At 74.2% G+C, this 23,568-nt stretch carries 24 protein-coding genes; 10 read left to right on the plus strand and 14 right to left on the minus strand.

The features are described from left to right. Positions 1-31: 31 nt before the first annotated feature. On the plus strand, positions 32-511 hold the full coding sequence (locus ACY34I_RS05125; RefSeq protein ID WP_462752918.1) for a MarR family winged helix-turn-helix transcriptional regulator: 480 nt from the start codon (positions 32-34) through the stop codon (positions 509-511). 51 nt (positions 512-562) lie between these two features. On the opposite strand, the gene mctP is transcribed toward ACY34I_RS05125, so the two are convergent. From mctP to ACY34I_RS05160, 7 genes are all read right to left on the minus strand, one after another. Beyond that, positions 563-2,218 carry a monocarboxylate uptake permease MctP gene (mctP, locus tag ACY34I_RS05130; protein WP_462752920.1) on the minus strand — a complete coding sequence of 552 codons (1,656 nt, stop codon included), beginning with the start codon at positions 2,216-2,218 and terminating at the stop codon, positions 563-565. Next, positions 2,218-2,463 carry a DUF3311 domain-containing protein gene (locus ACY34I_RS05135; RefSeq protein WP_387272359.1) on the minus strand — a complete coding sequence of 82 codons (246 nt, stop codon included), beginning with the start codon at positions 2,461-2,463 and terminating at the stop codon, positions 2,218-2,220. Before ACY34I_RS05135 ends, mctP begins: the two co-directional genes overlap by 1 nt. A 153-nt stretch (positions 2,464-2,616) precedes the next feature. Continuing rightward, positions 2,617-3,837 carry a bifunctional RNase H/acid phosphatase gene (locus ACY34I_RS05140; protein WP_462752922.1) on the minus strand — a complete coding sequence of 407 codons (1,221 nt, stop codon included), beginning with the start codon at positions 3,835-3,837 and terminating at the stop codon, positions 2,617-2,619. A 5-nt stretch (positions 3,838-3,842) separates the two neighbouring features. Further along, the gene (locus ACY34I_RS05145; RefSeq protein ID WP_462752924.1) at positions 3,843-4,580 is read right to left on the minus strand and encodes a zinc ribbon domain-containing protein; all 738 of its coding nucleotides are present in this window, start codon (positions 4,578-4,580) and stop codon (positions 3,843-3,845) included. Next, positions 4,570-5,442 carry a Nif3-like dinuclear metal center hexameric protein gene (locus ACY34I_RS05150; protein WP_462752926.1) on the minus strand — a complete coding sequence of 291 codons (873 nt, stop codon included), beginning with the start codon at positions 5,440-5,442 and terminating at the stop codon, positions 4,570-4,572. The genes ACY34I_RS05145 and ACY34I_RS05150 overlap by 11 nt, the downstream gene beginning before the upstream one ends. A 275-nt stretch (positions 5,443-5,717) precedes the next feature. Then, positions 5,718-6,299, minus strand: a complete 582-nt coding sequence (locus ACY34I_RS05155) for a flavoprotein (RefSeq protein WP_462752928.1) — start codon at positions 6,297-6,299, stop codon at positions 5,718-5,720. A gap of 4 nt (positions 6,300-6,303) precedes the next feature. Then, entirely contained in the window at positions 6,304-7,527 is a 1,224-nt protein-coding gene (locus ACY34I_RS05160) for a helix-turn-helix domain-containing protein (RefSeq protein WP_462752930.1), read from the minus strand. Positions 7,528-7,771: 244 nt separating this feature from the next. Here ACY34I_RS05160 and ACY34I_RS05165 point away from each other — a divergent pair, with 244 nt between their 5' ends. The 3 genes from ACY34I_RS05165 (at position 7,772) to ACY34I_RS05175 (ending at position 9,352) form a co-directional block, all read left to right on the plus strand. Beyond that, positions 7,772-8,443 carry a bifunctional DNA primase/polymerase gene (locus ACY34I_RS05165; protein WP_462752932.1) on the plus strand — a complete coding sequence of 224 codons (672 nt, stop codon included), beginning with the start codon at positions 7,772-7,774 and terminating at the stop codon, positions 8,441-8,443. A gap of 79 nt (positions 8,444-8,522) precedes the next feature. Continuing rightward, on the plus strand, positions 8,523-8,684 hold the full coding sequence (locus ACY34I_RS05170) for a hypothetical protein (RefSeq protein ID WP_462752934.1): 162 nt from the start codon (positions 8,523-8,525) through the stop codon (positions 8,682-8,684). Between the two features lie 410 nt (positions 8,685-9,094). Then, complete coding sequence (locus ACY34I_RS05175; RefSeq protein WP_462752936.1) at positions 9,095-9,352, plus strand: DUF3040 domain-containing protein; 258 nt, start codon at positions 9,095-9,097, stop codon at positions 9,350-9,352. 45 nt (positions 9,353-9,397) lie between these two features. Here the strand turns inward: ACY34I_RS05175 and ACY34I_RS05180 are convergent, their stop codons facing one another. Together ACY34I_RS05180 and ACY34I_RS05185 are read right to left on the minus strand one after the other, a co-directional pair. Beyond that, positions 9,398-10,327 (minus strand): SWIM zinc finger family protein, encoded by a 930-nt coding sequence (locus tag ACY34I_RS05180; RefSeq protein WP_462752938.1) that lies wholly within the window; start codon positions 10,325-10,327, stop codon positions 9,398-9,400. Then, positions 10,324-13,635, minus strand: coding sequence for an SNF2-related protein (locus tag ACY34I_RS05185; RefSeq protein ID WP_462752940.1), 3,312 nt, complete (start codon positions 13,633-13,635; stop codon positions 10,324-10,326). Before ACY34I_RS05185 ends, ACY34I_RS05180 begins: the two co-directional genes overlap by 4 nt. A 63-nt stretch (positions 13,636-13,698) precedes the next feature. On the opposite strand from ACY34I_RS05185, the gene ACY34I_RS05190 reads away from it, so the two are divergent. Further along, complete coding sequence (locus tag ACY34I_RS05190) at positions 13,699-14,571, plus strand: carbohydrate kinase family protein (RefSeq protein WP_462752942.1); 873 nt, start codon at positions 13,699-13,701, stop codon at positions 14,569-14,571. 6 nt (positions 14,572-14,577) lie between these two features. Here the strand turns inward: ACY34I_RS05190 and ACY34I_RS05195 are convergent, their stop codons facing one another. Further along, the gene (locus tag ACY34I_RS05195; RefSeq protein ID WP_462752944.1) at positions 14,578-15,099 is read right to left on the minus strand and encodes a DinB family protein; all 522 of its coding nucleotides are present in this window, start codon (positions 15,097-15,099) and stop codon (positions 14,578-14,580) included. 84 nt (positions 15,100-15,183) lie between these two features. Here ACY34I_RS05195 and ACY34I_RS05200 point away from each other — a divergent pair, with 84 nt between their 5' ends. Next, on the plus strand, positions 15,184-15,390 hold the full coding sequence (locus ACY34I_RS05200) for a hypothetical protein (RefSeq protein ID WP_462752946.1): 207 nt from the start codon (positions 15,184-15,186) through the stop codon (positions 15,388-15,390). A gap of 42 nt (positions 15,391-15,432) precedes the next feature. Here the strand turns inward: ACY34I_RS05200 and ACY34I_RS05205 are convergent, their stop codons facing one another. Continuing rightward, complete coding sequence (locus ACY34I_RS05205; RefSeq protein WP_462752948.1) at positions 15,433-16,584, minus strand: polysaccharide pyruvyl transferase family protein; 1,152 nt, start codon at positions 16,582-16,584, stop codon at positions 15,433-15,435. Between the two features lie 70 nt (positions 16,585-16,654). Continuing rightward, positions 16,655-17,230, minus strand: a complete 576-nt coding sequence (locus ACY34I_RS05210; RefSeq protein ID WP_148794593.1) for a TetR/AcrR family transcriptional regulator — start codon at positions 17,228-17,230, stop codon at positions 16,655-16,657. A 90-nt stretch (positions 17,231-17,320) separates the two neighbouring features. On the opposite strand from ACY34I_RS05210, the gene ACY34I_RS05215 reads away from it, so the two are divergent. The 4 genes from ACY34I_RS05215 (at position 17,321) to ACY34I_RS05230 (ending at position 20,895) form a co-directional block, all read left to right on the plus strand. Continuing rightward, entirely contained in the window at positions 17,321-17,896 is a 576-nt protein-coding gene (locus ACY34I_RS05215) for a dihydrofolate reductase family protein (protein ID WP_462752951.1), read from the plus strand. Between the two features lie 41 nt (positions 17,897-17,937). Continuing rightward, positions 17,938-18,873 (plus strand): phosphotransferase family protein, encoded by a 936-nt coding sequence (locus tag ACY34I_RS05220; protein WP_462752953.1) that lies wholly within the window; start codon positions 17,938-17,940, stop codon positions 18,871-18,873. 136 nt (positions 18,874-19,009) lie between these two features. Beyond that, positions 19,010-19,513 (plus strand): SigE family RNA polymerase sigma factor, encoded by a 504-nt coding sequence (locus tag ACY34I_RS05225; RefSeq protein WP_462752955.1) that lies wholly within the window; start codon positions 19,010-19,012, stop codon positions 19,511-19,513. Beyond that, positions 19,510-20,895: a hypothetical protein gene (locus ACY34I_RS05230; protein ID WP_462752957.1), complete on the plus strand. Its 1,386-nt coding sequence runs from the start codon at positions 19,510-19,512 to the stop codon at positions 20,893-20,895. The genes ACY34I_RS05225 and ACY34I_RS05230 overlap by 4 nt, the downstream gene beginning before the upstream one ends. Here ACY34I_RS05230 and ACY34I_RS05235 read toward each other — a convergent pair. Continuing rightward, positions 20,867-21,664: an alpha/beta fold hydrolase gene (locus ACY34I_RS05235; RefSeq protein WP_462752959.1), complete on the minus strand. Its 798-nt coding sequence runs from the start codon at positions 21,662-21,664 to the stop codon at positions 20,867-20,869. The genes ACY34I_RS05230 and ACY34I_RS05235 overlap by 29 nt on opposite strands. 314 nt (positions 21,665-21,978) lie before the next feature. Continuing rightward, the gene (locus tag ACY34I_RS05240) at positions 21,979-23,469 is read right to left on the minus strand and encodes an NCS2 family permease (protein ID WP_462752961.1); all 1,491 of its coding nucleotides are present in this window, start codon (positions 23,467-23,469) and stop codon (positions 21,979-21,981) included. Between the last annotated feature and the right edge of the window lie 99 nt (positions 23,470-23,568).

The raw sequence follows: 23,568 nt of genomic DNA on the forward strand, positions 1-23,568 counted from the left end.
CGTACAGGTAATTTGGTTGTATCATACAGCTATGACGGACGACCACACCACGGGAATGGCCCAGGACGAGGTCACCCTCGGCCGGATCGAGACCGAGATCGCGCTGCTGATGCGGCTAGGCGAGGCGACCCGCCGGGCCACCGGCACCGCCGAGCACCGGGTGCTGGACCGGGCGGCGTACGTGATCCTGCGGCACCTGGACAGCGCCGGCCCGCAGAACGTCTCGGCGCTGGCCGCGCGGCTGAACCTGGACGGCTCCACGGTCACCCGGCAGGTCTCCGCCATGCAGCGGGACGGCCTGATCGTCCGTACGCCCGACCCGGCCGACGGGCGGGGCACGGTGATCTCCCCCACCCAGGCCGGGCTGCAGCGGATGGCCGCCGTCCGGGCGGCCCGCACCCGGCTCTACGGCGACATCCTCGCCGGCTGGACCGGCGAGGACCGGGACACCCTCGCGGAGATGCTGCACCGCCTCAACGAGGCGTTGGAATCGCGCAACCGACGCCGCTGACCGCACGGCGAGGCCCCCGGCCGCTGCGGCGACCGGGGGCCTCGGCGCACCTCAGGCGACCGGCTCCGGGGCGGAGTCGACGTCGCGGGTGGGGCCGGGGGTGAGCCGGGGGTCACCCTCGTCGGCGAAGTAGTCGTTCGGGGTGGTGCCGTCAACCCCGTCGGCCACCTTGCCGGCCCGCAGCACCAGGGTGACCAGCGCGGCGACGACCAGGTTGACCAGCACGGCCACGATCCCGACGTAGATCGTCTTCTTGGTGTCGAAACCGAACTCGGAGAGCGGGAAGGCCGAACCGGCGAAGTGCTTCTTCCCGGTCGCCGGGTTTCCGACCTGGTAGAGCATCCACATGCCGAGCGCCATGCCGGCCACCCAGCCGGCGATCAGCGCGCCGCGGTGGAACCAGCGGGTGTAGAGGCCCAGCGCCACCGCCGGCAGCGTCTGGAGGATGATCACGCCGCCGATCAGCTGCAGGTCGATGGAGAACTGCGGGTCGAGGAAGACGATGCAGGCGACCGCACCGACCTTCACCACCAGCGAGGCGATCTTCGAGACGTTCGCCTCCTGCGCCGGCGTCGCGTCCCGCTTGAGGTACTCCTTGTAGATGTTGCGGGTGAACAGGTTCGCCGCCGCGATCGACATGATCGCCGCCGGCACCAGCGCGCCGATGCCGATGGCCGCGTACGCGACCCCGGCGAACCAGTCCGGGAACTGCGCGTCGAAGAGCCGCGGCACGATCGTGTTGGTGTCGAAGCTGCCCTCCTTGGTCCCCGCCAGCGGAGTCACCTTGGCCGCGATGGCCATGTAGCCGAGCAGCGCGATCAGCCCGAGCAGCAGGCTGTACGCCGGCAGCGCGGACATGTTCCGCTTGATCACGTCGCGGTTCCGGCTGGCCAGCACGCCGGTGATGCTGTGCGGGTAGAGGAAGAGCGCCAGCGCCGAGCCGAACGCCAGGGTGACGTACTGGAGCTGATTGTTGGCGTTGAGCAGGATGCCGTCACCCGGCGCGGGGGACGCCTGGAACTTCGCGTCCGCCGCGTCGAAGATGCTGCCCCAACCGCCGAGCTTGTACGGCAGGTAGAAGACCGCCACCAGGATCACGATGTAGATCAGCGAGTCCTTGACGAAGGCGATCAGCGCCGGCGCACGCAGCCCGGACTGGTAGGTGTAGGCCGCCAGGATGGCGAACGCGACGATGATCGGCAGGTGCCGGGCCAGGGCACTCTCCCCGGTGACCCCCATGGTCTTGAGCACCGCCTCGATGCCGACCAACTGCAGCGCGATGTACGGCATGGTCGCCACGATGCCGGTGATCGCGACCAGCAGGGCCAGGATCGGCGAGTCGAACCGGCTGCGCACGAAGTCGGCCGGGGTGACGAAGCCGTGCCGGTGCGACACCGACCAGAGCCGGCAGAGCACCAGGAACACCATCGGGTAGATGACGATGGTGTACGGCACCGCGAAGAACCCGGCCGCGCCGGCCCCGAAGATCAACGCCGGCACCGCCACGAAGGTGTACGCGGTGTAGAGGTCACCGCCGACCAGGAACCAGGTGATCCAGCCGCCGAAGCTGCGCCCGCCCAGCCCCCACTCGTCCAGGTGCGCCATGTCGCGCGGCGCCCGCCACCGGGCCGCCACGAAACCCATGGCGCTGACCAGCAGGAAGAGGACGGTGAAGACGATGATCTCGGTCAGGTGGTCGCGCCACATCACCGTTCACCTCCCCGCTTCTTCGTCATCTGGTAGACGAGCGTGGTGGTGCCGACGCCGAGCAGGATCCAGGCCAGTTGCAGCCAGTAGAAGCGCGGAAACCCGAAGATCCGGGGTGAGTCGGCGTTGAAGAAGGCCGGGATGAGCGGCACCACGATCGGTATGAAGAGCAACCAGTTCCAGGGACTGTGATCCTTCGCCCTGGATCGCGCCGTGGTCGGCGCCTCCGGTTCGGGTGCTGCCATGTGACACACCTCCGGGAAGTCGTAACTCGCCATGTGACGGCCGGAGGCTACGACCCTGTGAGCCCGGTCACGTTCAGCCGGACAGCGGCGATGCGCCGAGCGGCCACCCGCGTGCGCCGAACGGCGACGACGAAGGGCCGGACGGTTGCGAGGTCAGCCGGAGGTCAGGTGGGCGGTGTCGTTGACCGACCGGACCGCGACGCCGCCGTCCGGGTACAGGTCGAGCACCGAGACGCCCGCGGTGTCCAGGTAGAGCCGGTGCAGGAAGGCGTCGCCGGCCGCGAGGGCGTCGCGCAGCACCAGCTTGATCGGCGAGACGTGGGAGACCACCACGACGGTCTCCCCGGGGTACGCCGTACGCAGCCGCTCGACCGCCCGGCCGGTCCGCTCAGCGACCGCGGCGAACGACTCGCCCTCCGGCGGGGCGATCCGGGTGGAGGCGAGCCAGGCGTCCAACTCCCCCGCCCAGCCCTCGCGTACCTCGGCGAAGGTCCGCCCCTCCCAGACCCCGAAGTCGCACTCGATCACGTCGTCGTCCAGGCGTACCGGCGGGTTGCCGACCAGGGCGGCGATCGCCTCGGCGGTGGCCGTACAGCGGGACAGGGGCGAGCTGACCACGGCCGCGACCGACGGCGCGAGGGCGGCCACCCGGGCGGCGGTGGCCCGGGCCTGGGCCCGGCCCCGGTCGGTCAGCGGGACGTCGCCGCGGCCGGAGTACTGCTTCTGCACGGTCCGCTCGGTCTCGCCGTGCCGGACCAGGATCAGCCGCGTGGCGCTCTCGGTGGGACGCGGCTCCCAGGAGGCGGGCGTGGTGGCCGGGTCGGTGCCGGTGGCCCGGTCGGTGGCGGCGCGGGCGGCGACCTCGCGGGCCGCGGCCCGGGCGGCCGAGTCGGGGCCGGCGACCTCGCGCGGCGGCTCCACGATCCGGGGCGTGGCGACGACCGGCCGGGCCGGGGCCATCCCGGCGGCCGCGTCCATCGCCGCGTTGGCCAGCGCGTCGGCGTGCTGGTTGCGCTCCCGAGGGATCCAGGTGAACCGGACGGCGGCGAACCGGGCGACCAGGCCGGCGGCCTGCGCGGCGAGCGGCCGCAGCCCCGCGTTCTTGATCTGCCAGCGGCCGCACATCTGCTCGACCACCAGCTTGGAGTCCATCCGGGCCTCGACCTCGGCCGCGCCCAGGTCGGCGGCGGCCTCCAGCCCGGCGATCAGGCCCCGGTATTCGGCGACGTTGTTGGTGGCCGTGCCGATCGCCTCGGAACGCTCGGCCAGCACCTCCCCGGTCGCCGGGTCCCGGACCACCGCGCCGTAGCCGGCCGGCCCCGGGTTGCCCCGGGACCCACCGTCGGCCTCGACGACGACCGCGCGCACCGCCACGGCGGTCAGAGGCCCGACTCGGGGGTCCGGACCATGATCCGCCGGCACTCCTCGCAGCGCACCACCTCGTCCGGCGCCGCCTTGCGGATCCGGGCCAGGTCGGCGCCGGAGAGCTCCAGCCGGCAGCCGCCGCAGCGGGCACCGGTGAGCAGCGCGGCGCCGAGCCCGGTGTCCTCGCGGATCCGGTCGTAGAGGGCGACCAGGTCGGCCGGGAGGTCGCCGGCGAGCGGCTGGCGGGCGCTGCGCTTGAACTCCTCCTCCTTGGCGATCTCGGCCAGGCTCTCGTCGCGCCGCTGCTCGGTGGCGGCCCGCCGGTCCCGGGCCTCGGCGATCCGCCGCTCGACGCCGTCGAGCACCCCCTGCGCGGTCTCCCGCTGCTCCATCAGCTCCAGCTCGGCGTCCTCCAGGTCGCTCTGCCGGCGATTCAGCGACACCAGCTCGTGCTGGATCGCCTCCAGCTCGCGGGCCGGCCCGGTGCCGGACGCGAGCCGCGCCTCGTCCTTGCTCTTGCGCGCCCGGACCTGGTCGACGTCCTTCTCCAGCCGGGCGATGTCCCGGTCCAGGTCGTCGACGGCCACCTGGGCCCGGACCCGCTCGTCCTCCAGCGCGGAGAGCTCCCGGGCGAGGGCCTCCAGCTCCGCCCGCTCGGGCAGCGACCGGCGGCGGTGGGCAAGCTGGGCGAGGGCGGTGTCGATCGCCTGCAGATCGAGCAGCCGGCGCTGCACCTTCGGGTCAGCCTTCACGGTCGGGACTCCTTGTCGTCCGGTCGGGTGCGGCGGCGTGCACGGTCCACGGGTCGGTGTCCAGGTCGGACACCACGGTCTCGACGCCCAGCTCGTCCCGCAGGTGGGCGGCCAGGTCATCCAGCCACGGTCGTTCGGTCGCCCAGTGGGCGGCGTCCAGCAGGGCCGGGCCGCCGGCGGCGAGGTGCTCACCGGCGGGGTGGTGGCGCAGGTCGGCGGTGAGGAACGCGTCCACCCCGGCGGCGGTCGCCTCGGCGAGGAAGCTGTCACCCGAGCCGCCACTGACGGCGAGGGTACGAACCATACGCCCGGGATCCCCGGCGGCGCGAACACCCCACGCGGTGACGGGCAGCACGGCGGCCGCGTGCCGGGTCAGCTCGGCCAGGGTCATCGGGGCGGGCAGCTCGCCGATCCGGCCGATCCCCCGTCCCGGGCCGTCGGCGGGTGACCCGGGCCGGGGCCGGTGCAGGGGGCGCAGCGCGGTCAGCCCGAACCGGGCGGCGAGGGCGTCGGAGACGCCCGGGTCGGCCACGTCGGCGTTGGTATGCGCCACGTACAGCGCCACGTCCGCCTTGATCAACCGGTGGACGATCCGCCCCTTGTACGTGGTGGCGGCGACCGAGGAGACCCCGCGCAGCAACAGCGGGTGGTGGGCGACGATCATGTCGGCCCCGGCGTCGAGCGCCTCGTCCACCGTCTCCGGGACCACGTCGACCACGCAGGCGATCCGGCGTACCGGGGTGGTGGGCTCCCCGAGCACCAGGCCGACCCGGTCCCACTCCTCGGCCCACGCCGGCGGGTAACGGCGGTCCAGCGCGGCCACCACGTCGGCGACGGTGGGCGGGGATCCGGTTGTGCTCACGGCCGGCCAGCTTACCGGCGTCCGGCCCCGGCCAGGCGCCAGACGGAACCTCCGGCCCACGGATCGCCCGTCATCCGCCCTCCTAAGCGGGGGCGACGCCGGGGTCCGGACGGCCGGCGGGAGCGGGCCGGCCGGCCCGACGGGGCGGCCCAGCCGGCCGGTGCGGCCCAGCCGGCCGGTGCGGCCCAGGCGGCCGGTGCGGCCCAGGCGGCCGAGGCGGCTCAGGCGGCCGAGGCGGCTCAGCCGGCCGAGGCGGCTCAGCCGACCGGGGCGGCTCAGCCGACCGGGGCGGCCGGGCGCGGCGTGCCACGCAGCGCCGCGAGGCCGACCTCCCAGGGGAACGCGTCCAGGTGCCGCTCACCGGTGCCGGGTGGGTGCAGCGGGACGACGTGGTCGCCGAAGACCACCCGCACCCCCCACTCGCGCAGCCGGTCCAGGCTGGCCCGGAACGCCGGGTGCGCGGCCATCGCCGAGTTGGTGTACGGGACGGCCGCGATCGACACGTCCAGGCCCTGCGCCTCGATCAGCAGCCCCAGGGCGAGCGTGTCGGCGATGCCGGCCGCCCACTTGTTGACCGTGTTGACCGTCGCCGGGCAGACCAGCATCGCGTCCGCCGGCGGCAGCACGTCCGGGTCGCCCGGGTTCTTGTAGTGGGTGCGTACCGGGTGACCGGTCTGCCGGGCCAGCGAGGTGCGGTCGATGAACTTCGCGCCGTCCGGCGTGGTGACCAGGCAGACGTCCCAGCCGTCCTCCTGGGCGAGGTCGACCAACCGGCCGACGTGGCGGGACAGCGGCGAGCCGCAGGCGATGACGTAGAGCACCCGGCGACGCCGGTGACTGAGGTGCGGACTGTTCATCCGCTCATACTCCGACTCCCATGTGCTCAGCCAACTCCGCGATCGGCGGAGGCGGCGCACCCCGTGTGCGACGGAGCACGTCGGACATCACCTCGTGGGCGATCGGCCGGCAGCGGATCTCGGACGGCGCGAGCCGGTCACCGAGCAGCAGCATCTCGCCCGCGTTGGCGACGTCACCGATCTGGGCGTAGCCGCGGGCGATGTCGAGCAGGTGGTGCGCGCGGCGCTCGGGCAGCAGCGCGTTGAACGCCGGCTCGGGAATCCGCTGGTGGATCTCCACCGCGCGGCCCCCGTCGCCGAGTTCGACCGCGGCGGCGGCCCGGTGCAGCTCCAGGTTGGTCGGGCCGAACGAGGTCCAGTAGTGGTTCTGGTCGCTGCCCAGCAGGGTGGCCGCCTCCTGGGCGCCGGCGAGCAGGTCGTCCACCGTCGCGGAGTCACCGATGCGGGCCGCGGCCATCGCCCCCTGGAGCAGCAGCATGCCGTAGACGGAGAGCTGCTCCGGAGAGGCGTCGCCGGTGCCGGGGGCGAGCCGGTTGGCGATGTTGACGTTGAGTTCCAGCGCCGGCCGGGACCGGCCCATGGCCGCCAGCGCGTTGCAGACCCGGGTGGTGGCGACACCGGCCAGCAACTGGTCGTCGGCCCGCTGGGCGACCGCCATCGAGCGGTCGGCGGCCAGCCAGGCCAGGTCGCACTCGCCGAGCTTGCGCAGCACCGAGGAGGCGATCTGATAGACCTGCCCGAGTAGGTGAGCGGCGTCCCGGGCCTGCTCGTCGTCGTAGCCGGCGTCGGCGGCCTGGGCGTCACGCAGCAGCTTCGGCAGGGCGCGGGTGAGCATCCCGTAGCGGCCGTACTGGTAGGTGAGCCAGGCGTGGTTGACCGCCTTGCGCATGTCGACCAGCGGGGGCGGGTACGGCGCCGCGTCGAAGTAGGCGGTCATCGAGTCGTACCGCTCGAGGGCGGCCCGGATCTCCTCGACCTCGACCTGGTCGATGCAGTTGAGGGCGTCGGTACGCCGCTCCGGGTCCTTGCCGAGGAGCAACTGGACGTCGACCTGGAGGATGTCGGCGATCTCGTAGAGGACGGAGAACTTGTCCAGCCGCCGGACGCCGCGCTCCACCTTGTCCACCCAGCTCTTGGACTTGCCGAGCCGGTCGGCGAAGACCTGTTGGGACATCTTGCGCCGCCCCCGCCAGTACGCCACCCGGCGGCCTATGGGTAGTTCGTCCATCTCGCCATCCCTCCCCCTGCCTGCGTCCGGCTGATCTGCCCCGGTCGACGACCGCAACCGCCCGTCGGTCTTCAGGTTTTCGCTGGTCGCACAGTCTGTACGTCAGCCGTACGGTCAGTCCTCGTAGTTTCCGTGCAAGTTGCATCAGCCGTTCGTCAACTCAACGACCGTGGGTTACGGCAGTGACGGCGTTCGACGTGCGACGTAGGACCGTCCAGTGCGGACTAGAGGGGATGTGGCACACATGTGGGGGAATGTCGGACCGCGCGTGGCTCACCTGTCGCCTCTGGAACGGGTCCGGCTGCGCCGGGTCGCCGTCCGGTACGCCGCCCACGGCTGGGCGGTGACGCCCGGGGCCTGCCTGGCCAACAGCCGCTTCGTCTGCGGCCGGGCCGGCTGCCCCACCATCGGCTGCCATCCCGCGCTGGAGAACTGGGAGCACGCCGCGACCGCCGACCCGGCGCGGGTGGCCACCTGGTGGCGCAGCCGGCCGCACGGGGTGCTGCTGCCCACCGGGCGCGCGTTCGACGTGCTGGAGGTCGCGGCCCAACTCGGCCGGCAGGTGCTGGACACGGTCGCGACCCACCCGGCCGGCTTCGGCGTACGGGGGCCGGTCCTGGTCACGCCCACCGGCCGCTGGATGTTCCTGGTCCGCCGCGGCGACCCGCTCCGGCCGGAACTGGAGCACTGCTTCCACGTGGTCCGGCACGGTGGCGGCTCGTGGATCCCGGCACCGCCGACCCGGCTGCCGGAGGGGACGGTGCGCTGGGCGGTCGCCCCCGAGCAGGCGCGCTGGCAGCTGCCGGACTCCTACCTGGTGCAGAACGCGCTGATCGACGCGTTACGGGCGGCCGGCGTCACGCTCACCTCCGACCTGCTCCCGGGCCAGCTTCCCCTCCCCCGGCGCGGCTGCTGACCGGCGGCAGCGTCCTCCCCGGTGCCGGACTCGTTGAACTCCGGTGACGGCGCGCTCGCGCCAGAGCGGGGGTTGAGCAATGTCCAGGGACGACGCGGACCGCCACACCGGCGGCACCGAACCCTCTCCGCGCCACCACCGCCCGCGCCGCTGGGCCGGCACCCGCCCCTGGGGCACCCGCCCCGGCCGCCCCCGCCCCACCGGCTCCCGCCCCAGCACCACCCACCGCCCCCTCCGCTGACCCCCCGCTTCGTCGGGTGTGAACCCGCCGCGGTTGCCGGAGGAGTCACCCCGGGTGTAGCCACGCCTCTCCGAGGGCGCAACGGCACGCCGGCGGCGCGACCGCGGCCACTTGGGACGGTGCTCAGCGCCCGGTGCGGGCCACCGGTACGCCCAGCTGCCGGCATCAGCCTCCGCAGCAGGGCCAACCGGGGCGACGACCCCGGGAGGTGACGTTTCGGCCGTGGTGGTCCGTTCGCGCCGTTCGAAGCGGAACGAAACGTACGGCCCGGACAAGCCTGCGCTGCGGCCGCCCGACCGGAAGATGCGTACCCGCCCGGCCCGGCGAAGTGGCGGCAGCAGCAGCGCGTGACCCGCCTCCGTTACGGGTATGCCGCGGGACCGCTGAAGCCGTGAGGGGAAGGCACCGCCATGCTCAGCAAAGAGGATCAGCGCAGGTTCGAACAGATCACCCGCCAGCTGCGGGAGAGCGACCCGCAGTTCTTCGCCCGGCTCGATCACCGGGCCCGGGGCCGCCGAAGCCGGTATCTGATGCTGTTGACGATCGTGCTGTGGGCCTCGCTGCCGGCGATGACCGTACTGGCCGGCCGGATGGCCGGCGCGATCTGCGCCGTGGTGCTGCTGGCCAACGCCGGGCTCATGTGGCACTTCCGGCGACGCTGGCTATGACCGCGCCGATCGTCCCGCCGACGCCGGGACACCGGTCGCGGGCGCTCAGTGTGCCGAGGCGTCCGGATCCGTCGACGCACGGCCGAACTCCCGGTATGCCCGGCGTAGCCGCTCGACCAGGCCGGGGCCGCCGATCGCGGCCGCTGGTGGAGCGAGCTGGCGCAGCAGCAGCTCCGGTCCGGTCGCCAGGGTGGGTGGCCGGTCGGGCAACGGCGCCGGGGGCAGCCAGAACCGGTCCAGCGCGTCGGTCGGCTCGGCCGCCGGCAGGCCGTCGAGCACCCGCCCCGCGCCGGCGACGGGACGCTCCGTCGCGAGCCGGGCACGGGCGTCCGCCGCCGGCTCGGCTGGTGCGCCGCCTGCGGTCGCGGTGACGCCCCGCAGCGTACGCAGCCGGTCGAGCAGCTCGGCCCGGCTCCGGCCGCGCCAGTGCAGGAGCTGGAACGGGTCGGCGTCGAACGCCTCGGCGAGCAGGTAGAACGTGGCCGCCAGGTGCTTGCACGGGACGGCGAAGTCGGGGCAGCCGCAGTGCTGGTCCAGTTCGTCCACACCGGCCGGGAAGAGAGGCGCACCGGCCTCGGCGAACAGCTCCTCCAGCTCGGCCGGCAGGTCACCGGCGAGCAGCCGGGCGCTGAAGAACGCCTGCCCGGCCAGGTCCGCCTCGATCCGGTCCCAGACGTCGTCCGGGTACGCCGCCAACCCGATCCGCACCGGGTACGGCTTGGGCCGCGAGCCCTGCACGCTGGCGGTCACCAGCCCGGGGGCGACGTCGAGCCGGAGCACCTGACCCCGGCGCGCGTACGCGCGACCCCGGGTGAGCCGGGTGCCGAGCGCGAACGACTCCAGCACCTCCAGGAACCGCCGGGACCACCAGGCGCGCCCGATCGCGCCCCGGGTGCTGCGCGCCCTCAGGCCGCCCTCGACCCGGCGCGGCGGCCCGAACTCCGCGAACCGCGACCCTCCGTCCGGGCTGGTCACTCCACCACCGCCCCGGCCTCCAGGGCGAACAGCTCGCGCAGGGTGTCGGTGGACAGCTCGGTGACCCACTGCTCGCCGCTGCCCACCACCCGCTGGGCGAGGCTACGCTTGTCCGCGATCATCGCGGCCACCTTCTCCTCGACCGTGCCGGCGCACACGAACTTGCGTACCTGCACCCGGCGCCGCTGGCCGATGCGGAACGCCCGGTCGGTGGCCTGGTCCTCGACGGCCGGGTTCCACCAGCGGTCCACGTGGACCACGTGGTTCGCCGCGGTCAGGGTCAGCCCGGTGCCGCCGGCCTTGAGCGACAGGACGAACAGCGGCGGACCGTCCGCGGACTGGAACCGGGTCACCATGGCGTCCCGCTCGGCCTTGCCGACGCCGCCGTGCAGGTAGAGCACCTCCCGGCCGGTACGCGCCGACAGGTGCCCGCGCAGCATCCCGCCGAACTCGGCGTACTGGGTGAAGAGCAGGGCCTTCTCCCCCGCGGCGAGGACCTCGTCGACGATCTCCTCGAGCCGCTCCAGCTTGCCGGAGCGGCCGGGCAGGGCGGAGCCGTCGTGCAGCAGCTGGGCGGGGTGGTTGCAGACCTGCTTGAGCCGGGTCATGGTGGCGAGCACCAGGCCGCGACGTTCCATCCCGTCGCTGGACTCGATCTTCGCCATCATGTCGTCGACCACCGCCCGGTAGAGCGCGGCCTGCTCGGCGGTGAGATTGCAGAGCACCTCCATCTCCAGCTTCTCGGGCAGGTCGGAGATGATCGACGCGTCGGTCTTGAGCCGGCGCAGCACGAACGGCCCGGTGATCCGGCGCAGCCGCCCGGCCACCTCGGCGTCGCCGTGCCGCTCGACCGGCTCGGCGAACTTCTTCCGGAAGGTGGCGGCCGGACCGAGCAGGCCGGGATTGGCGAACTGCATGATCGACCAGAGATCGGCGAGCCGGTTCTCCACCGGCGTACCGGTGACCGCGACCCGGTGCCGGGCGGGCAGCGACCGGACCGCCTCGGCCTGCCGGGTGGAGGCGTTCTTGATCGCCTGCGCCTCGTCCACCACCACCCGGTACCAGTCGATCCCGGCCAGGTCGTACGCGTCGCGCGCGGCCACCGAGTAGGTGGTGAGGACCAGGTCCGCGGCGTGCACCGCCGTGGCGAACGCCTCGCCCCGGGCCCGCTCGGCCCCGTGGTGCACGTGCACGCGCAACCCGGGCGTGAACCGGGCCGCCTCCCGCTGCCAGTTGCCGACCAGCGACATCGGACAGACCAGCAGCGTCGGCCCGACCTCCGGCGGATCCCCGGCGAGCAGCGCGAGCAGCTGCACGGTCTTGCCCAGCCCCATGTCGTCGGCGAGGATCCCGCCCAACCCGAGCGACTGGAGGAACGCGAGCCACGCCAGCCCGCGGCGCTGGTACGGCCGCAGCGTCCCGGCGAACCCCGGTGGCGGGTCGGCCGGGGTGAGCCGCCGCTCCGCCTCACCGGCCAGCAGCTCGCCCAGCGCGCCGTCGGCGGTCACCTCCAGCACGGGCAGCGCGTCGGGGCGGTCGGCGCCGGCCAGCCCCATGCGCAGCAGGTCGGCCACGGTCAGCTCGCCGGCCGAGCGGAGCAGCCGCAGCCCGGCGGCGAGCCGGTCCGGGTCCAGCTCCACCCAGCGCCCGCGCAGCCGGACCAGCGGAGACTTCAGCTCGGCCAGGGCGGCCAGCTCGTCGGCGGTCAACGGCTGGTCGCCCAGGGCCACCTCCCAGCGGTAGTCCACCAGGGCGTCCAGGCCGAGGCCGCCGGCGGCGACGGCGACCGTGCCGGGGGCGGTCCGGCTGCGCGCCCGCAGCCGCGCGCCCAGGCGGGACGACTGCCGCCGCCACCAGGACGGCAGCAGCACCCCGAACCCGGCCGCGTGCAGCACCGGCGCCCCCTCCCGGAGGAACCGGTGCGCGCCGTCCGAATCCAGCTCCATCCCCTCCGGCGCGGCGGTGCGCAGCGCGTCGTCCAGCTCCGGCCAGAGCCGGCTGGCCCGGCCCAGCTCGGCGAGGAGGGTCTCCTGGGGCTCGATCCGGTGGTCGACGAGGGCGGGCGCCGAACCTCGCCAGATCTGCGCCGCGTCGACCACCAGGCCCGGCTCGTCGGCCGGGTGCAGCCCGAACTCAAGCCGCCAGGACCCCCCTTCGACCAGCTCGGCGACCGGGTCGACGGGCGGCTCCACCAGGCGGAAGACCCCCCGTACGCGGCCACCGGCGGCGTCGCGCTGCCAGGCGTCCAGCTCGGTCCGCAGGGTGTCCAGGGCGGCCGGCTCGGCGGGGAACGCGCGCTCCGGCCCGGTGAGCGCGGCCAGCCAGCGGGGCACCGGCCCGCCCGGGCGCATGCCGCGGTGCAGCACGGTGTCGGCGAGGGCGGCCCGGGCGGCCACATCGGTCAACGCGTCCAGCGCCTCGGCCACCAACTCCCCCGGCCCGGCGCCGTCCGCGTGCGCCGGCGCGACACCGGAGCCGGCCGGGTGCCCGGGCGCGGACCGGGCAGCGGACCCGGCCGCGCGGCCCGGCCCCGACCCGACGCCCGGCTCGGCCGTGACACCGGGCGGCGTGACCGCCCATTCGACGGCGGCGCGGGCGGCCGGGGGGAGGGCGCCGGCCAGCGAGCGCGCCCAGGCCGCATCCGTGCCGGTGAGCAGGGGCCGCCAGACCGCCAGCGCGGTCACCACGTCGGAGTCGTCCACCGCCCGCAGGTGCCGCCGGACCGATCCGGCGCCGTTTGCGCCGGCGGAGTCCACCGCCCGTGGACGACGCCGGGCGGATCCGATGCCGCCGGTCCGCTTCGCGGAGTCGGACTCGTCCGGTGACTCCGGGTCGGATCCGGCGGCGAGGTCGACCACGCCGGGCAGCACCCGGCCGCGGGCGACCAGGTCGGTGGCGAAGTCGGCCAGCTCGGCCAGGTGGCGCAGGGTGGCGCCGGGCACCGCGTCCCCCAGGTCCAGCGCGCGGAGCAGGGCGAGCGCGGCGTCCGGAGCGTACGCCAGGGCGGAGACCCGCCAGCCGGCTCGGGTGACCGGGCCGCGGACCGGCTCCCCGACGGTGGTCCGGACCAGCTCCGGGGAGTCCACCGGTGAGCCGGCCCGGGTGGGCAGGGTGAGCAGCACGGACGCCGGCTCGGCCGGCGGGTCGCCGAGCGTGGCGGCGAGGCTGCCGTGGTCGGCGGCGAAGGGGTGCGGGCGCTCGCGTGGCGCGCGGCCCGGACGGCGCGGGGCCCGGGCCGGGCGGGTGCTGTCCTCGGCCCAGACGGCGAGCCCGCGGCCGGACAGCCACAGCCCGTGGATGACCAGCACGCACTCCTCCTCGACGACGCCCGGGGCCAGGATAGGCGCTCGCGGCGGACTACCCTCGTCGCCATGGTCGATCTGCTCGTGATCGGTGGCCTGGGCGTCGACGTCCGTGCCCAGGTGCCCGCGCTTCCGCTGCCCGCCGCCGACTCGCTGGCGGTGCCCCCGATCGAGCTGCGGATCGGCAACACCGGGGCCGGGGTGGCGCTCGCGGCGCACGCCCTGGGCCTGCGGGTGGCGCTGGTGGACGTGCTGGGCGCCGACCCGGCCGGCGACGTGGTCCGGGCCGCGCTGGCGCGCACCTCGGTACGGGCCGTGCTGGCCGAGGCGCCGGGCAGCACCCGCCGGTCGGTCAACCTGGTCGACCCGGCCGGCCGCCGGATGTCCCTCTACGACCCGCGTCCGTGGTCCGGGCCGGCGCCGTTCACCCCGGCGGAGCTGGCCGCGCTGGTCCGGGACGCCCAGCACGTGCATGTGTCGATCATGGACTGGGCGCGGGACGCGCTGCCGGCGCTGCGCGCGGGCCTCGGAGCCGGCGTGACACTCTCCACCGATCTGCACGACTGGGACGGCGAGAACGACTACCACCGGCCCTTCGCCGACGCCGCCGACCTGGTCTTCCTGAGCGACGTGCGGCTCGGCGAGCGGGCCGGGAAGGTGGCGGCGGGGCTGGCGCCCCGGACCGTGCTGGTGACCGGCGGGGCGGCCGGCGCGACGCTGCACGGGCCGGACACCCCACCGGTGCGGGTGCCCGCCGCGACCCCGCCCGCCCCGGTGGTGGACACCAACGGCGCGGGTGACGCCTTCGCGGCCGGCTTGATCGCCGCCCGGCTGCGCGACGCGTCCCCGCTCGACGCGGCCCGGTACGCCGCCCGGGTGGCCGCCGCCGCCTGCACCCACGACGGGATGGAGTATCCGGCCGGCCTGCTGCCCCGGGACTGACGCCGGTCAGATCGCCCCGATCTCGCCGTCGGTCAGCTCGCGCAGGATGTCGGCGTGGCCGGCGTGCCGGGCGGTCTCCTCGATCAGGTGCACCAGCACCCAGCGCAGCGACACCTCGCCGAGCTGCGGGTGCGGGACCACGTGGTCCAGCGCGAACCGCGCGGCGATCGCCCGGGAGCGGGCGCAGGCTGCCTGGTAGGCGGCGGCCAGCGCGGCCACGGTCTCGCCGGGTTCGAGGGTGAAGCTGGCCACCGCCTCCTCTTCGCTGGTGAGGTAGACGTCCCCCGGCTCCGGCGCGAACAGGCAGGGGAGCCAGTTCCGCTCCACCAGGGCCAGGTGTTTGAGCAGCCCGGCGAGGGTGGTGAGGGACGGCACCAGGCGCCGGCTCGCGTCGGCGTCGGAGAGGCCCCGCACCTTGCGCAGCACGATGGCCCGGTGGAAGTCGAGGAACGATTCGAGCACGGCCCGCTCGTCGCCCGTGCGGGCGAGGACCGGACCGAGCGTGGGGTCGATCGTCGTGTCCGCCATCTTCGGACCCTAGTGCCGCAGCGGGCCGGTCCGCTGCCCCGCTATCCCCCTGCGGCGCGGCGATCTCCCGGGCAGGATGGGCGTATGGCAGGAGCGGTGCAGATCCCCCTGGTGGGTGGCGTGGCCGATGGCGAGACCGTCACCGTCGAGCTGGACGACAACGGCCGGCCGCCGCTGACCCACCACCACCTAGGCCCGAAGGGGCTGGCCGAGGCGGAGATCTACGAGCTGGAGTCGGACGACCACCGCGGCCGCCCGTGGATCTACACCTGGCGCGGGCCGGCACTCTGACCCGCTCCCGGTTCGGCCCCGCCGCCGGTCGCGCCCGCCGGCTCAGTGGATGCCGGCCTGGGTCAGGGTCCGCGACCGGATGCTGTCCAGCACTCCCCGGGTGACCTGGGAGGTGCCCCGGGCCTGCTCGCACACCTCGGCCACCCGGCGCGCGGTCTCGTCGGCCCGGGCCTCCCGCTCGTCCCACAGCTGGTCCACCTCCGCCAGCAACGGGCCCTCCACCTCGCGTTCCACGCCGCGCAGCGCCGGCACCCCGAGCCGTTGGGCCAGGTCGAAGACCTTTCCGGCGTACGGCAGGGGCAGGAACGGCGTGCCGACCATGGCGGCGAAGATCAGGAAGTGCAGCCGCATGCCGACGGCGAGGTCCAGGTGGCGCATCATGCCCAGAATCTGGCGCGGCGAGTAGTCGCCGTGCAGGATCCGGCCCCGCTCCGACGCGGTCATGTGCGACATCACGCCGTGCGAGTGCCGGATGTCGTCACGTTCCATCGGCACGAAGAGCACGTACGCGTCGATCCGGTGCACCAGGAAGTCGGCGATCTGGGCGAGCAGCCGGTGGTAGCCGTCGACGTCGAGGCGTTCGGCGGCCCGACCCGGCTCCCGGACGCTCAACCCGACCAGCCGCTTGCCGCCCGGGACACCCTCCTCGCGCAGCCAGCTCTCCGGGAAGTCCTCCGGTTCGAGTAGGAACGCCGGGTCGGCGGTGACGGTGATCGGGTTCAGCAGCCCGGTCTCCTCCAGCACCATCCGGGACTCCTGGTCCCGCACGGTCACCTCGATGGCACCGGCCAGGGTCTCCCGCACCATCCCGGTGTCGATGCCGTCGCTGAGCGGGCCCACCCCCACCGCGTAGGTGAGCAGCGGCAGGCCCCGCTCCTGGGCCACCCGCACCACCCGCAGATAGCGACGGGCCTCGCGGTTGTAGAGGATCCCGCCGCCGCCGAGGATGAGCAGGTCGAGCTCGGCCAGCAGCACCGTCGAGTCGGCGCGGCTGACCCCCTCCCAGGGCACCGCCTCCACGTCCGGATGGGCCAGCGCGGTGTGCGCCGGGTTCCGGGAGAACACGATGATCCGCGCTTTCGGCTCAAGCTGCCGCAGATCGGACAACAGGCCGGTGAGGATCGCCTCGTCGCCGAGGTTGCGACCGCCGTACGAGCCGAGCACGCCGATGGTCAGTGTCGGGGCATCCGTCATCCGTCGCTCCTCCCCAGGGGCGTCCCGCCCGGGTTTCCCGCTGCGCCCATGGGCACACCTGCGACGGCGGTCAGCCGGCGGCACCGAACAGCCGGGGGACCAGGGCGGACACCACCTGGTCGACGTCGAAGCCGGCGTCGATCGACGTGGTGAGCAGGTCGAGCAGGAGCCCGTCCACCGCGTAGTGCAGCAGGGCCACCTCGAAGGCGCCGCCGGGCAGCCCGGCCGCGACGTGGAAGGCCACGTCGTCGGCGTACCCCCGGCGGAGCACGTCGCCCAGCGCGCGCCGCAGCTCGGGCCGGCGGGACGCCTCCAGCCGCAACTCGAACAGGGCCCGGGTGAGGTCCGGCTCGCGCGTGGTGCGCTCGACGATGTACCGCAGGTAGTCGGTCACCAGGGCGAGGGACGGCTCGCGCCGGCCGAGGTCGGCCAGCACGGCCGGGTCGGGCGCCATCCGTTCGAAGATCCGCTCGGCGAGCCCGGCCAGCAGGGCGGCCCGGGACGGGAAGTAGTTGGAGGCGGTGCCGGTCGGCACGCCCGCCTCGGCGTCGACCGCGCGGTGGGTCAGCCCGCGGGCGCCGGCCGCGGCGAGCACGCGCAGCCCGGCGTCGGCGAGGAGCATGCGGCGTTCCGGATTTCTGGCCACGCCGACACCCTAGCAATAACCACAACAGGTGTAGTACATTCTTGCTCAACCACGACGGCCGTCGTGGTTGAGCCGAACATCGGAGCAGGTTTGCGCAAGCTCGTGTACTACGTCGCCGCCACCCTCGACGGCTTCATCGCCGCCCCCGACGGGTCGTTCGACTTCTTCCCGCTGGAGCCGGACGTGCTGGCCCACCTGGTCGCCGAATGGCCCCAGACCTTCCCCACGTTCACCCATCCCCAGTTCGGCATCGAGTCGCCGCAGGGCCGCTTCGACGCCCTGGTGATGGGCCGCGGCACCTACGACCCCGGGCTGAAGCTCGGCGTCACCAGCCCGTACGCCCACCTGAAGCAGTACGTCTTCTCCCGTTCGCTGCCCCCGTCCGACGATCCGCAGGTCGAGATCGTCGACGGTGACCCGGTCGCCTTCGTCCGCGAGCTGAAGCAGCAGCCCGGCGGGGACATCTGGCTCGCCGGCGGCGGGCAGCTCGCCGGCCAACTCCTCGGCGAGGTGGACGAGCTGGTGGTCAAGCTGCACCCGATCGTGGCCGGCAGCGGCATCAAGCTGGCCGACCGGGGCTTCGAGCCACACCGGTTCACCCTGGTCGAGGCGCGCCCCTTCGACAGTGGCGTCGTCGTCCTCCGGTACGCCGCTCCGGCACGGTAATCGGCTTGCCCGCGCCGGGCGCCTGGCCGCACGGTGGGAGCGTGACGCTCGCGACGAACCGCCGGATCCACTGGACGGACCTGCCCGACCGGGTCCGGGCCGCGGTGGAGGAGATCCTCGGTGACCGGGTGGTGGAGGCCGTCTCCCAGTCGGGCGGCTTCTCCCCCGGCACCGCCGACCGGGTGCGTACCGCCGGCGGCCGGCGAGCCTTCGTCAAGGCGGTCAGCCCGGCGCAGAACGACCGCAGCCCCGGGCTGCACCGGGCGGAGGGCCTGATCGCCGCCGCGCTGCCGCCGGCCACGCCCGCGCCTCGGCTGCTCGGCAGCTACGACGACGGCGACTGGGTGGCGCTGGTCTTCACCGACGTGGCCGGGCGGCACCCGGTGACGCCGTGGGACGCCGCCGAGCTGCGCGCCGTGCTGTCCACCCTGGCGACGATGGCCGCGGCGCTCACGCCGGCATCGGTCCCGGCGGCACCCACGGCCGCCGAGCAGCTCGCGCCGGACTTCGCCGGCTGGCGGCGGATCAGCGCCGACCCACCGGCCGACCTGGACCCGTGGGCCCGGGCCCGGCTGCCGGAGCTGAGCGCCGCCGCCGACCGAGGGCTGGCTGCCCTGGCCGGCGAGACGCTGTGCCACCTGGACGTCCGCGCCGACAACCTGCTGATCGGCCCGGACGGCACGGTCAACGTGGTCGACTGGCCGTGGGCCTGCCGCGGGCCGGCCTGGCTGGACAGCCTGATGATCCTGATCAACGTGCAGGTGTACGGCGGGCACGATCCCGAGGCGCTGCTGCGCGACCTGCCGCTCGCCACCGGGGTGGACCCGGCCGACCTGACCGGCGTACTGGCCGGGTTCACCGGGTTCTTCCTGGACGGCGCCCGGCTGCCACCGCCGCCCGGCATCCCCACGGTACGGGCGTTCCAGCGCGCCCAGGGCGACGCGCTGCTGCGCTGGCTGGCCCGCCGCCTCCCCTGACCCCGCCGCAGCATCCTGATCCTCGAGCCGCGGTCTTTCCAGCGGGTCGAGTTCCTGGGCTGCCGGCGAGCACCGTCGGGCTCCGCCCCAACCATTCGTGGGGTGGGGCGCGTTGGTAGAGGGCGAGGGGGTGGGCATGTCGGAGACGTTCCACGAGTTCGTGGCGCAGCGGTCGCCCGCGTTGTCACGGACGGCGTATCTGCTCACCGGGGACCACCAGCTCGCCGAGGACCTGTTGCAGAGCGCGCTGGCCCGGACGTACCGGCACTGGCGGCGGATCCGCGGCGGCGACCCGGAGGCGTACGTGCGCCGGGCCATGTACCACCAGCAGGTGTCCTGGTGGCGTCGGCGCCGGGTGGTGGAACGACTCGACCCGGAGCCGGTCGATCGGGGCGGCGGCGATCACGGCGACAGCACAGTGCTGCGGCTCAGCCTCCTGGCCGCGCTGCACCGGCTCACCGCACGGCAGCGGGCGGTGGTGGTGCTCCGGTTCTACGAGGACCTGACCGAGGCGCAGGTGGCGGAGGCACTGGGCTGCTCACTGGGCACGGTGAAGCGGCACGGGCACGACGCCCTGCGCCGGCTCCGGGAACTCGTCCCCGACCTGGTGGAAGCGACGCCGGAGAGGAGCACCCGATGACCGTACGGCTGCGGGAGGCGCTGCGGGAGGCGGCGGCGGACGTGCCCGCGTACCAGGTGCACGAGCGTGCGGTGCGGACCGCCCGGCGCACGCGGCAGCGGATGGCGGCGGGCGTGGCGGGGGTCCTGGTGCTGGTGGCGCTCGTGCCGCTGGCGTTGCGCGGCGGTGGCACGGGCCTGACGACGGCGCCGGCCGGTTCCGACGGCCCGGCGCTGCCCGACCGGATCGGGCTGCCGGTGTTCGGCGCGCTGCACGTCACCGACCGGCCCCGGTTGGGCCCGGCGTCGGTGATCTTCAGCGGCCAGGCACGTGGCCTCACCGGGCTACTCGACGAGAACGGCACCATCGGCGTCGTCGGGGCCGACGCGGACCGCTACCGGACCTACGAGGTGGGGTACGAGGCGCCGGTCGGCGTATCGGTGCTGCTCTCTCCCGACGGCCGGCGGATCGCCGCGCCGGGCGGGTCGAGCGAGCGTCCCCGGATCGACCTGGTGGACCTGATCGACGGCGCGGCCCGGCCGCTGCCCAGCGTGGTGCCCGGCAGCGTCAACACCGCGCCCGCCGGGTGGGCTCCGGACGGGAAGTCGCTGGTGGTGCGGGACGTTGTGCCGGCCAACCCGGAGCGCAGCGCCTACCGGGACGTGCTCAGCCTGGTCCGGCTCGACAACCGACGCGCGATCCGGCTGGCCGAGGGCGAGCAGTTGCCCATCTTCGGCAGCCCGGTCGCGTTCTCCGCGGACGGGACCCGGGTGGCCTACCAGGTCGGCAACGAGGTCAGAGTCTCCAGTGTGGGCGGGACGGCCGACCCGAGCGGTCAGCCGCTCTTCTCCTTCCCGGTGTCCGTCGACGAGGGACTGGCCGGCAAGGGCGCCTGGCTGCCGGGCGGCGGGCTGGCCCTGGTCAGCCGCGACCCGGGGAGCGACCGCTGGCGGCTGCGCCGGGTCGACCCGAGCACCGGGAAGGACCTCGGCCGACTGGAACTGCCTGGCGTTCCCGGCGTCACCACCATCCGGCTGCTCGGCTGGCGGCCGGACGGGTCCGCGCTGGTGGTCGGGTACCGGCCGGAGCCGAACGCGTCGGCCCGTTTCGACCAGCCGCTGGAGCTGGACCAGCGGACCGCGTACGGCCACGTGCGGTCGGTCCGGGTGCTCGCCCTGACGCCGGGCGCCGCCGCGCCCACCACCGTGCTCACCGCCCCGGAGCAGGTGCTCGCGGTCGACGTCGCCGACGACGTGGTGCGCTCCGGGCGGGTGCGGGACGCCGACCCGCCGTGGGGAGTGGGTGGCCGGTTCTGGTGGTGGGCGGGGCTGGTGGCGCTGCTACTGCTGGGGTATGTCGGGGTTCGCTGGGCGGTCAGGCGGGCGCGCGCACCTCGTGGGTGAGGAACGGCAGGACCGCCTCGGGCAGCGCCGGTGACGCGACGATGTCGTAGTGGGTCAGGCCGGGCAGCACGGCCAGCCGGGACGCCGGGCGGTCGGTGCCGTCCCAGCCGGCGTCCCGGCGCCCGCCGCCGAGCAGCCCGAAGAACTCCGCCACGTGGCTGACCGGTATCGAGTCGGCGTCGGCGAAGACCAGGAGCACCGGCAGGGCGAGGGCGGCCACCTCGGCGGACCAGTCGTACTCGCGCCGCAGCAGGTCACCGGTCTTGGCCCAGAGCGCCGGCCAGTCCTGTGGGCGCGGCGCCCGGCGCAGGTAGAGCTCGTGCGGCGGGGTGCCGCGCATCTGCTCGGCGACCCGCTCGTCCTGGGCCGCCATCGCGGCCAGCACCTCCGGGTACCAGCCGCCGCGCCGGCACGGCGTGGAGACCAGCACGAGGCGGCGGACCAGGTCGGGGTGCTGGATCGCGGTACGCAGGGCCACCCCGCCGCCGAACGAGTAGCCCATCAGGTCGGCCTGCGGCGGGCCGAGATGCCGCAGCAGCGCGGCGATGTCGTCGGCCATCGACTCGTACCGCAGGGGCCGGTCGACGTCGGCGGTGCGGCCGTGCCCCTGCAGGTCGACGCCGATCACCCGGCGGCGGGCGGCGAGGGCGGGCAGGATCGGCTGGAACATCTCCACCGCGCCGTAGCCGCCGTGCAGCAGCACCAACGGCTGGCCGGTCCCGTGCACCTCGTACCAGAGCCGCACCCCGTTGACGTCCGCGTAGCTCATCCCGCTCCTCCCGTCGTCCCGGTACCGGTACAACGACCGCCGCTCCCGGGAGTCGGGGTGGCCCCCCGACAGCTCGGGGAGACGCCGGCGTTTCGGGTGCGTTTGTCGTCGCCGGAGCGACAACAAACGCACCCGAACTCTGCCGCCGGGCCGGCGCTACTCGGCGACGTACCGCTGCAATGGCCCCTCGTCGGCGGCGGCCTCCTCGGCGGGCCAGGGGCGCAGCGTGAGCCGGTCGGTGTAATCCATGATCCGGATACGCCGCGCCCCCGCTGCCTCGGGCCAGTGGGCGGCGGGGGCGCGGTGCGGACCGGTCAGCTGACGCCGGTGACGGCCTTGACCAGGTTGATGCCGAAGTAGACCACGAACGCGGCGGAGACCGCCCACATCAGCGGGTGGATCTGCCGGGCCTTGCCCTGCGCCACCCGGATCGCCACCCAGCTCACGAAGCCGGCGCCGATGCCGTTGGTGATCGAGTAGGTGAAGGGCATGAGGGTCATGGTGAGGAACGCCGGGACCGCCACGCCCACGTCGGTGAAGTCGATGTCCTTGACCTGGCGGATCATCAGCGCGCCGACGATCACCAGCGCCGGGCCGGCGGCCTCGCTCGGCACCAGCGACACCAGCGGGGTGAGCAGCAGCGCGCCGAGGAAGAGCACGCCCGTGACCACGCTGGTCAGGCCGGTACGCCCGCCGTCCGCGATGCCCGAGGAGGACTCGACGTACGTGGTGGCCGAGGAGGCGCTGCCCGCGCCACCGGCGACCGCGGCGACACCGTCGACGAAGAGCACCTTGCCCAACCGGGGCATGTCGGTGCCGTCCGCGGTGGTCAGGCCGGCCTGCTTGGCCAGGCCCACGGTCGTGCCCATCACGTCGAAGAAGTCGGCGAGCACCAGAGTGAACACCAGCAGCAGCGCGGTCATCACGCCGACGTGGGCGAACGCGCTGAACGACACGTTGCCGAGCAGGTGCAGGTCGGGCGCCTTGACCAGCGGGTCCGGCAGGGTCGGGACGTTGAGCTGCCAGCCCCCCGGGTTGGGCTTGCCGTCGACGAACGCCGGGCCGGGCTTGGCGAAGGCGTTGACGATCACCGCGACGACGGTGGTGGCCACAATGCCGATCAGGACGCCGGCCTTCACCTTCTTGGCGACCAGGATGCCGGTGACCAGCAGGCCGACCAGGAAGACGACCGTGGTCCAGCCGCGCAGCGTGCCGTCGCCCCCGAGCTGCACCGGGACGGTGGTGCCGGCCGCGTCCGGCACCCGCCGGACCAGACCGCCGTCGACGAAGCCGATCATGGCGATGAACAGGCCGATACCTGCGGCGATGGCCGCCTTCAGCGAGGCCGGGATGGCCCGGAAGACGGCCTTTCGGAAGCCGGTCAGCACCAGCACGGTGATGATCAGACCCTCGATGACGACCAGGCCCATCGCCTCGGCCCAGCTCATCTGGGAGGCGACCGCGTACGCGACGAACGCGTTCAAGCCCAGGCCGGTCGCCACGGCGAACGGCACCCGGCCGACGACGCCCATCATGATCGTCATGACCGCCGCGACGAGGCAGGTGACTCCGGCGACCGGCGCGATGCCGAGCAGGTTGCCGTCCTTGTCGGGCGCGGTGCCGATGATCAGCGGGTTGAGCACGACGATGTACGCCATCGTCGCGAAGGTGGTGATCCCGGCGAGCACCTCCCGCTTGACGGTCGAGCCACGACGGGTGATCTCGAAGAAGCGGTCGAGGCGGCCGCGCTCGGCGGGTTCCGCCGACTCGACCGGGGCAGCAGAATCCTGCGTAGTCACGCTCATGGCGTGGCCTTACTCCGTTCCGGGTTGGCCCGCCGGACGCGCCGGCCGGGCGGTGGGGGTGCAGTCGTCCCGATTCGGTTGGCCCGGAGAACGTCGGGA

Source organism: Micromonospora sp. RTBAU3-60, assembly GCF_054963695.1.

Excerpts from the sequence above, each read along its gene's own strand:
- ACY34I_RS05125 (WP_462752918.1), top strand. The coding sequence starts at position 32 with ATGACGGACGACCACACCACGGGAATGGCCCAGGACGAGGTCACCCTC.
- mctP (WP_462752920.1), bottom strand. The coding sequence starts at position 2,218 with ATGTGGCGCGACCACCTGACCGAGATCATCGTCTTCACCGTCCTCTTC.
- ACY34I_RS05135 (WP_387272359.1), bottom strand. The coding sequence starts at position 2,463 with ATGGCAGCACCCGAACCGGAGGCGCCGACCACGGCGCGATCCAGGGCG.
- ACY34I_RS05155 (WP_462752928.1), bottom strand. The coding sequence starts at position 6,299 with ATGAACAGTCCGCACCTCAGTCACCGGCGTCGCCGGGTGCTCTACGTC.
- ACY34I_RS05160 (WP_462752930.1), bottom strand. The coding sequence starts at position 7,527 with ATGGACGAACTACCCATAGGCCGCCGGGTGGCGTACTGGCGGGGGCGG.
- ACY34I_RS05165 (WP_462752932.1), top strand. The coding sequence starts at position 7,772 with ATGTGGGGGAATGTCGGACCGCGCGTGGCTCACCTGTCGCCTCTGGAA.
- ACY34I_RS05170 (WP_462752934.1), top strand. The coding sequence starts at position 8,523 with ATGTCCAGGGACGACGCGGACCGCCACACCGGCGGCACCGAACCCTCT.
- ACY34I_RS05175 (WP_462752936.1), top strand. The coding sequence starts at position 9,095 with ATGCTCAGCAAAGAGGATCAGCGCAGGTTCGAACAGATCACCCGCCAG.
- ACY34I_RS05190 (WP_462752942.1), top strand. The coding sequence starts at position 13,699 with ATGGTCGATCTGCTCGTGATCGGTGGCCTGGGCGTCGACGTCCGTGCC.
- ACY34I_RS05195 (WP_462752944.1), bottom strand. The coding sequence starts at position 15,099 with ATGGCGGACACGACGATCGACCCCACGCTCGGTCCGGTCCTCGCCCGC.
- ACY34I_RS05200 (WP_462752946.1), top strand. The coding sequence starts at position 15,184 with ATGGCAGGAGCGGTGCAGATCCCCCTGGTGGGTGGCGTGGCCGATGGC.
- ACY34I_RS05205 (WP_462752948.1), bottom strand. The coding sequence starts at position 16,584 with ATGACGGATGCCCCGACACTGACCATCGGCGTGCTCGGCTCGTACGGC.
- ACY34I_RS05225 (WP_462752955.1), top strand. The coding sequence starts at position 19,010 with ATGTCGGAGACGTTCCACGAGTTCGTGGCGCAGCGGTCGCCCGCGTTG.
- ACY34I_RS05230 (WP_462752957.1), top strand. The coding sequence starts at position 19,510 with ATGACCGTACGGCTGCGGGAGGCGCTGCGGGAGGCGGCGGCGGACGTG.
- ACY34I_RS05235 (WP_462752959.1), bottom strand. The coding sequence starts at position 21,664 with ATGAGCTACGCGGACGTCAACGGGGTGCGGCTCTGGTACGAGGTGCAC.
- ACY34I_RS05240 (WP_462752961.1), bottom strand. The coding sequence starts at position 23,469 with ATGAGCGTGACTACGCAGGATTCTGCTGCCCCGGTCGAGTCGGCGGAA.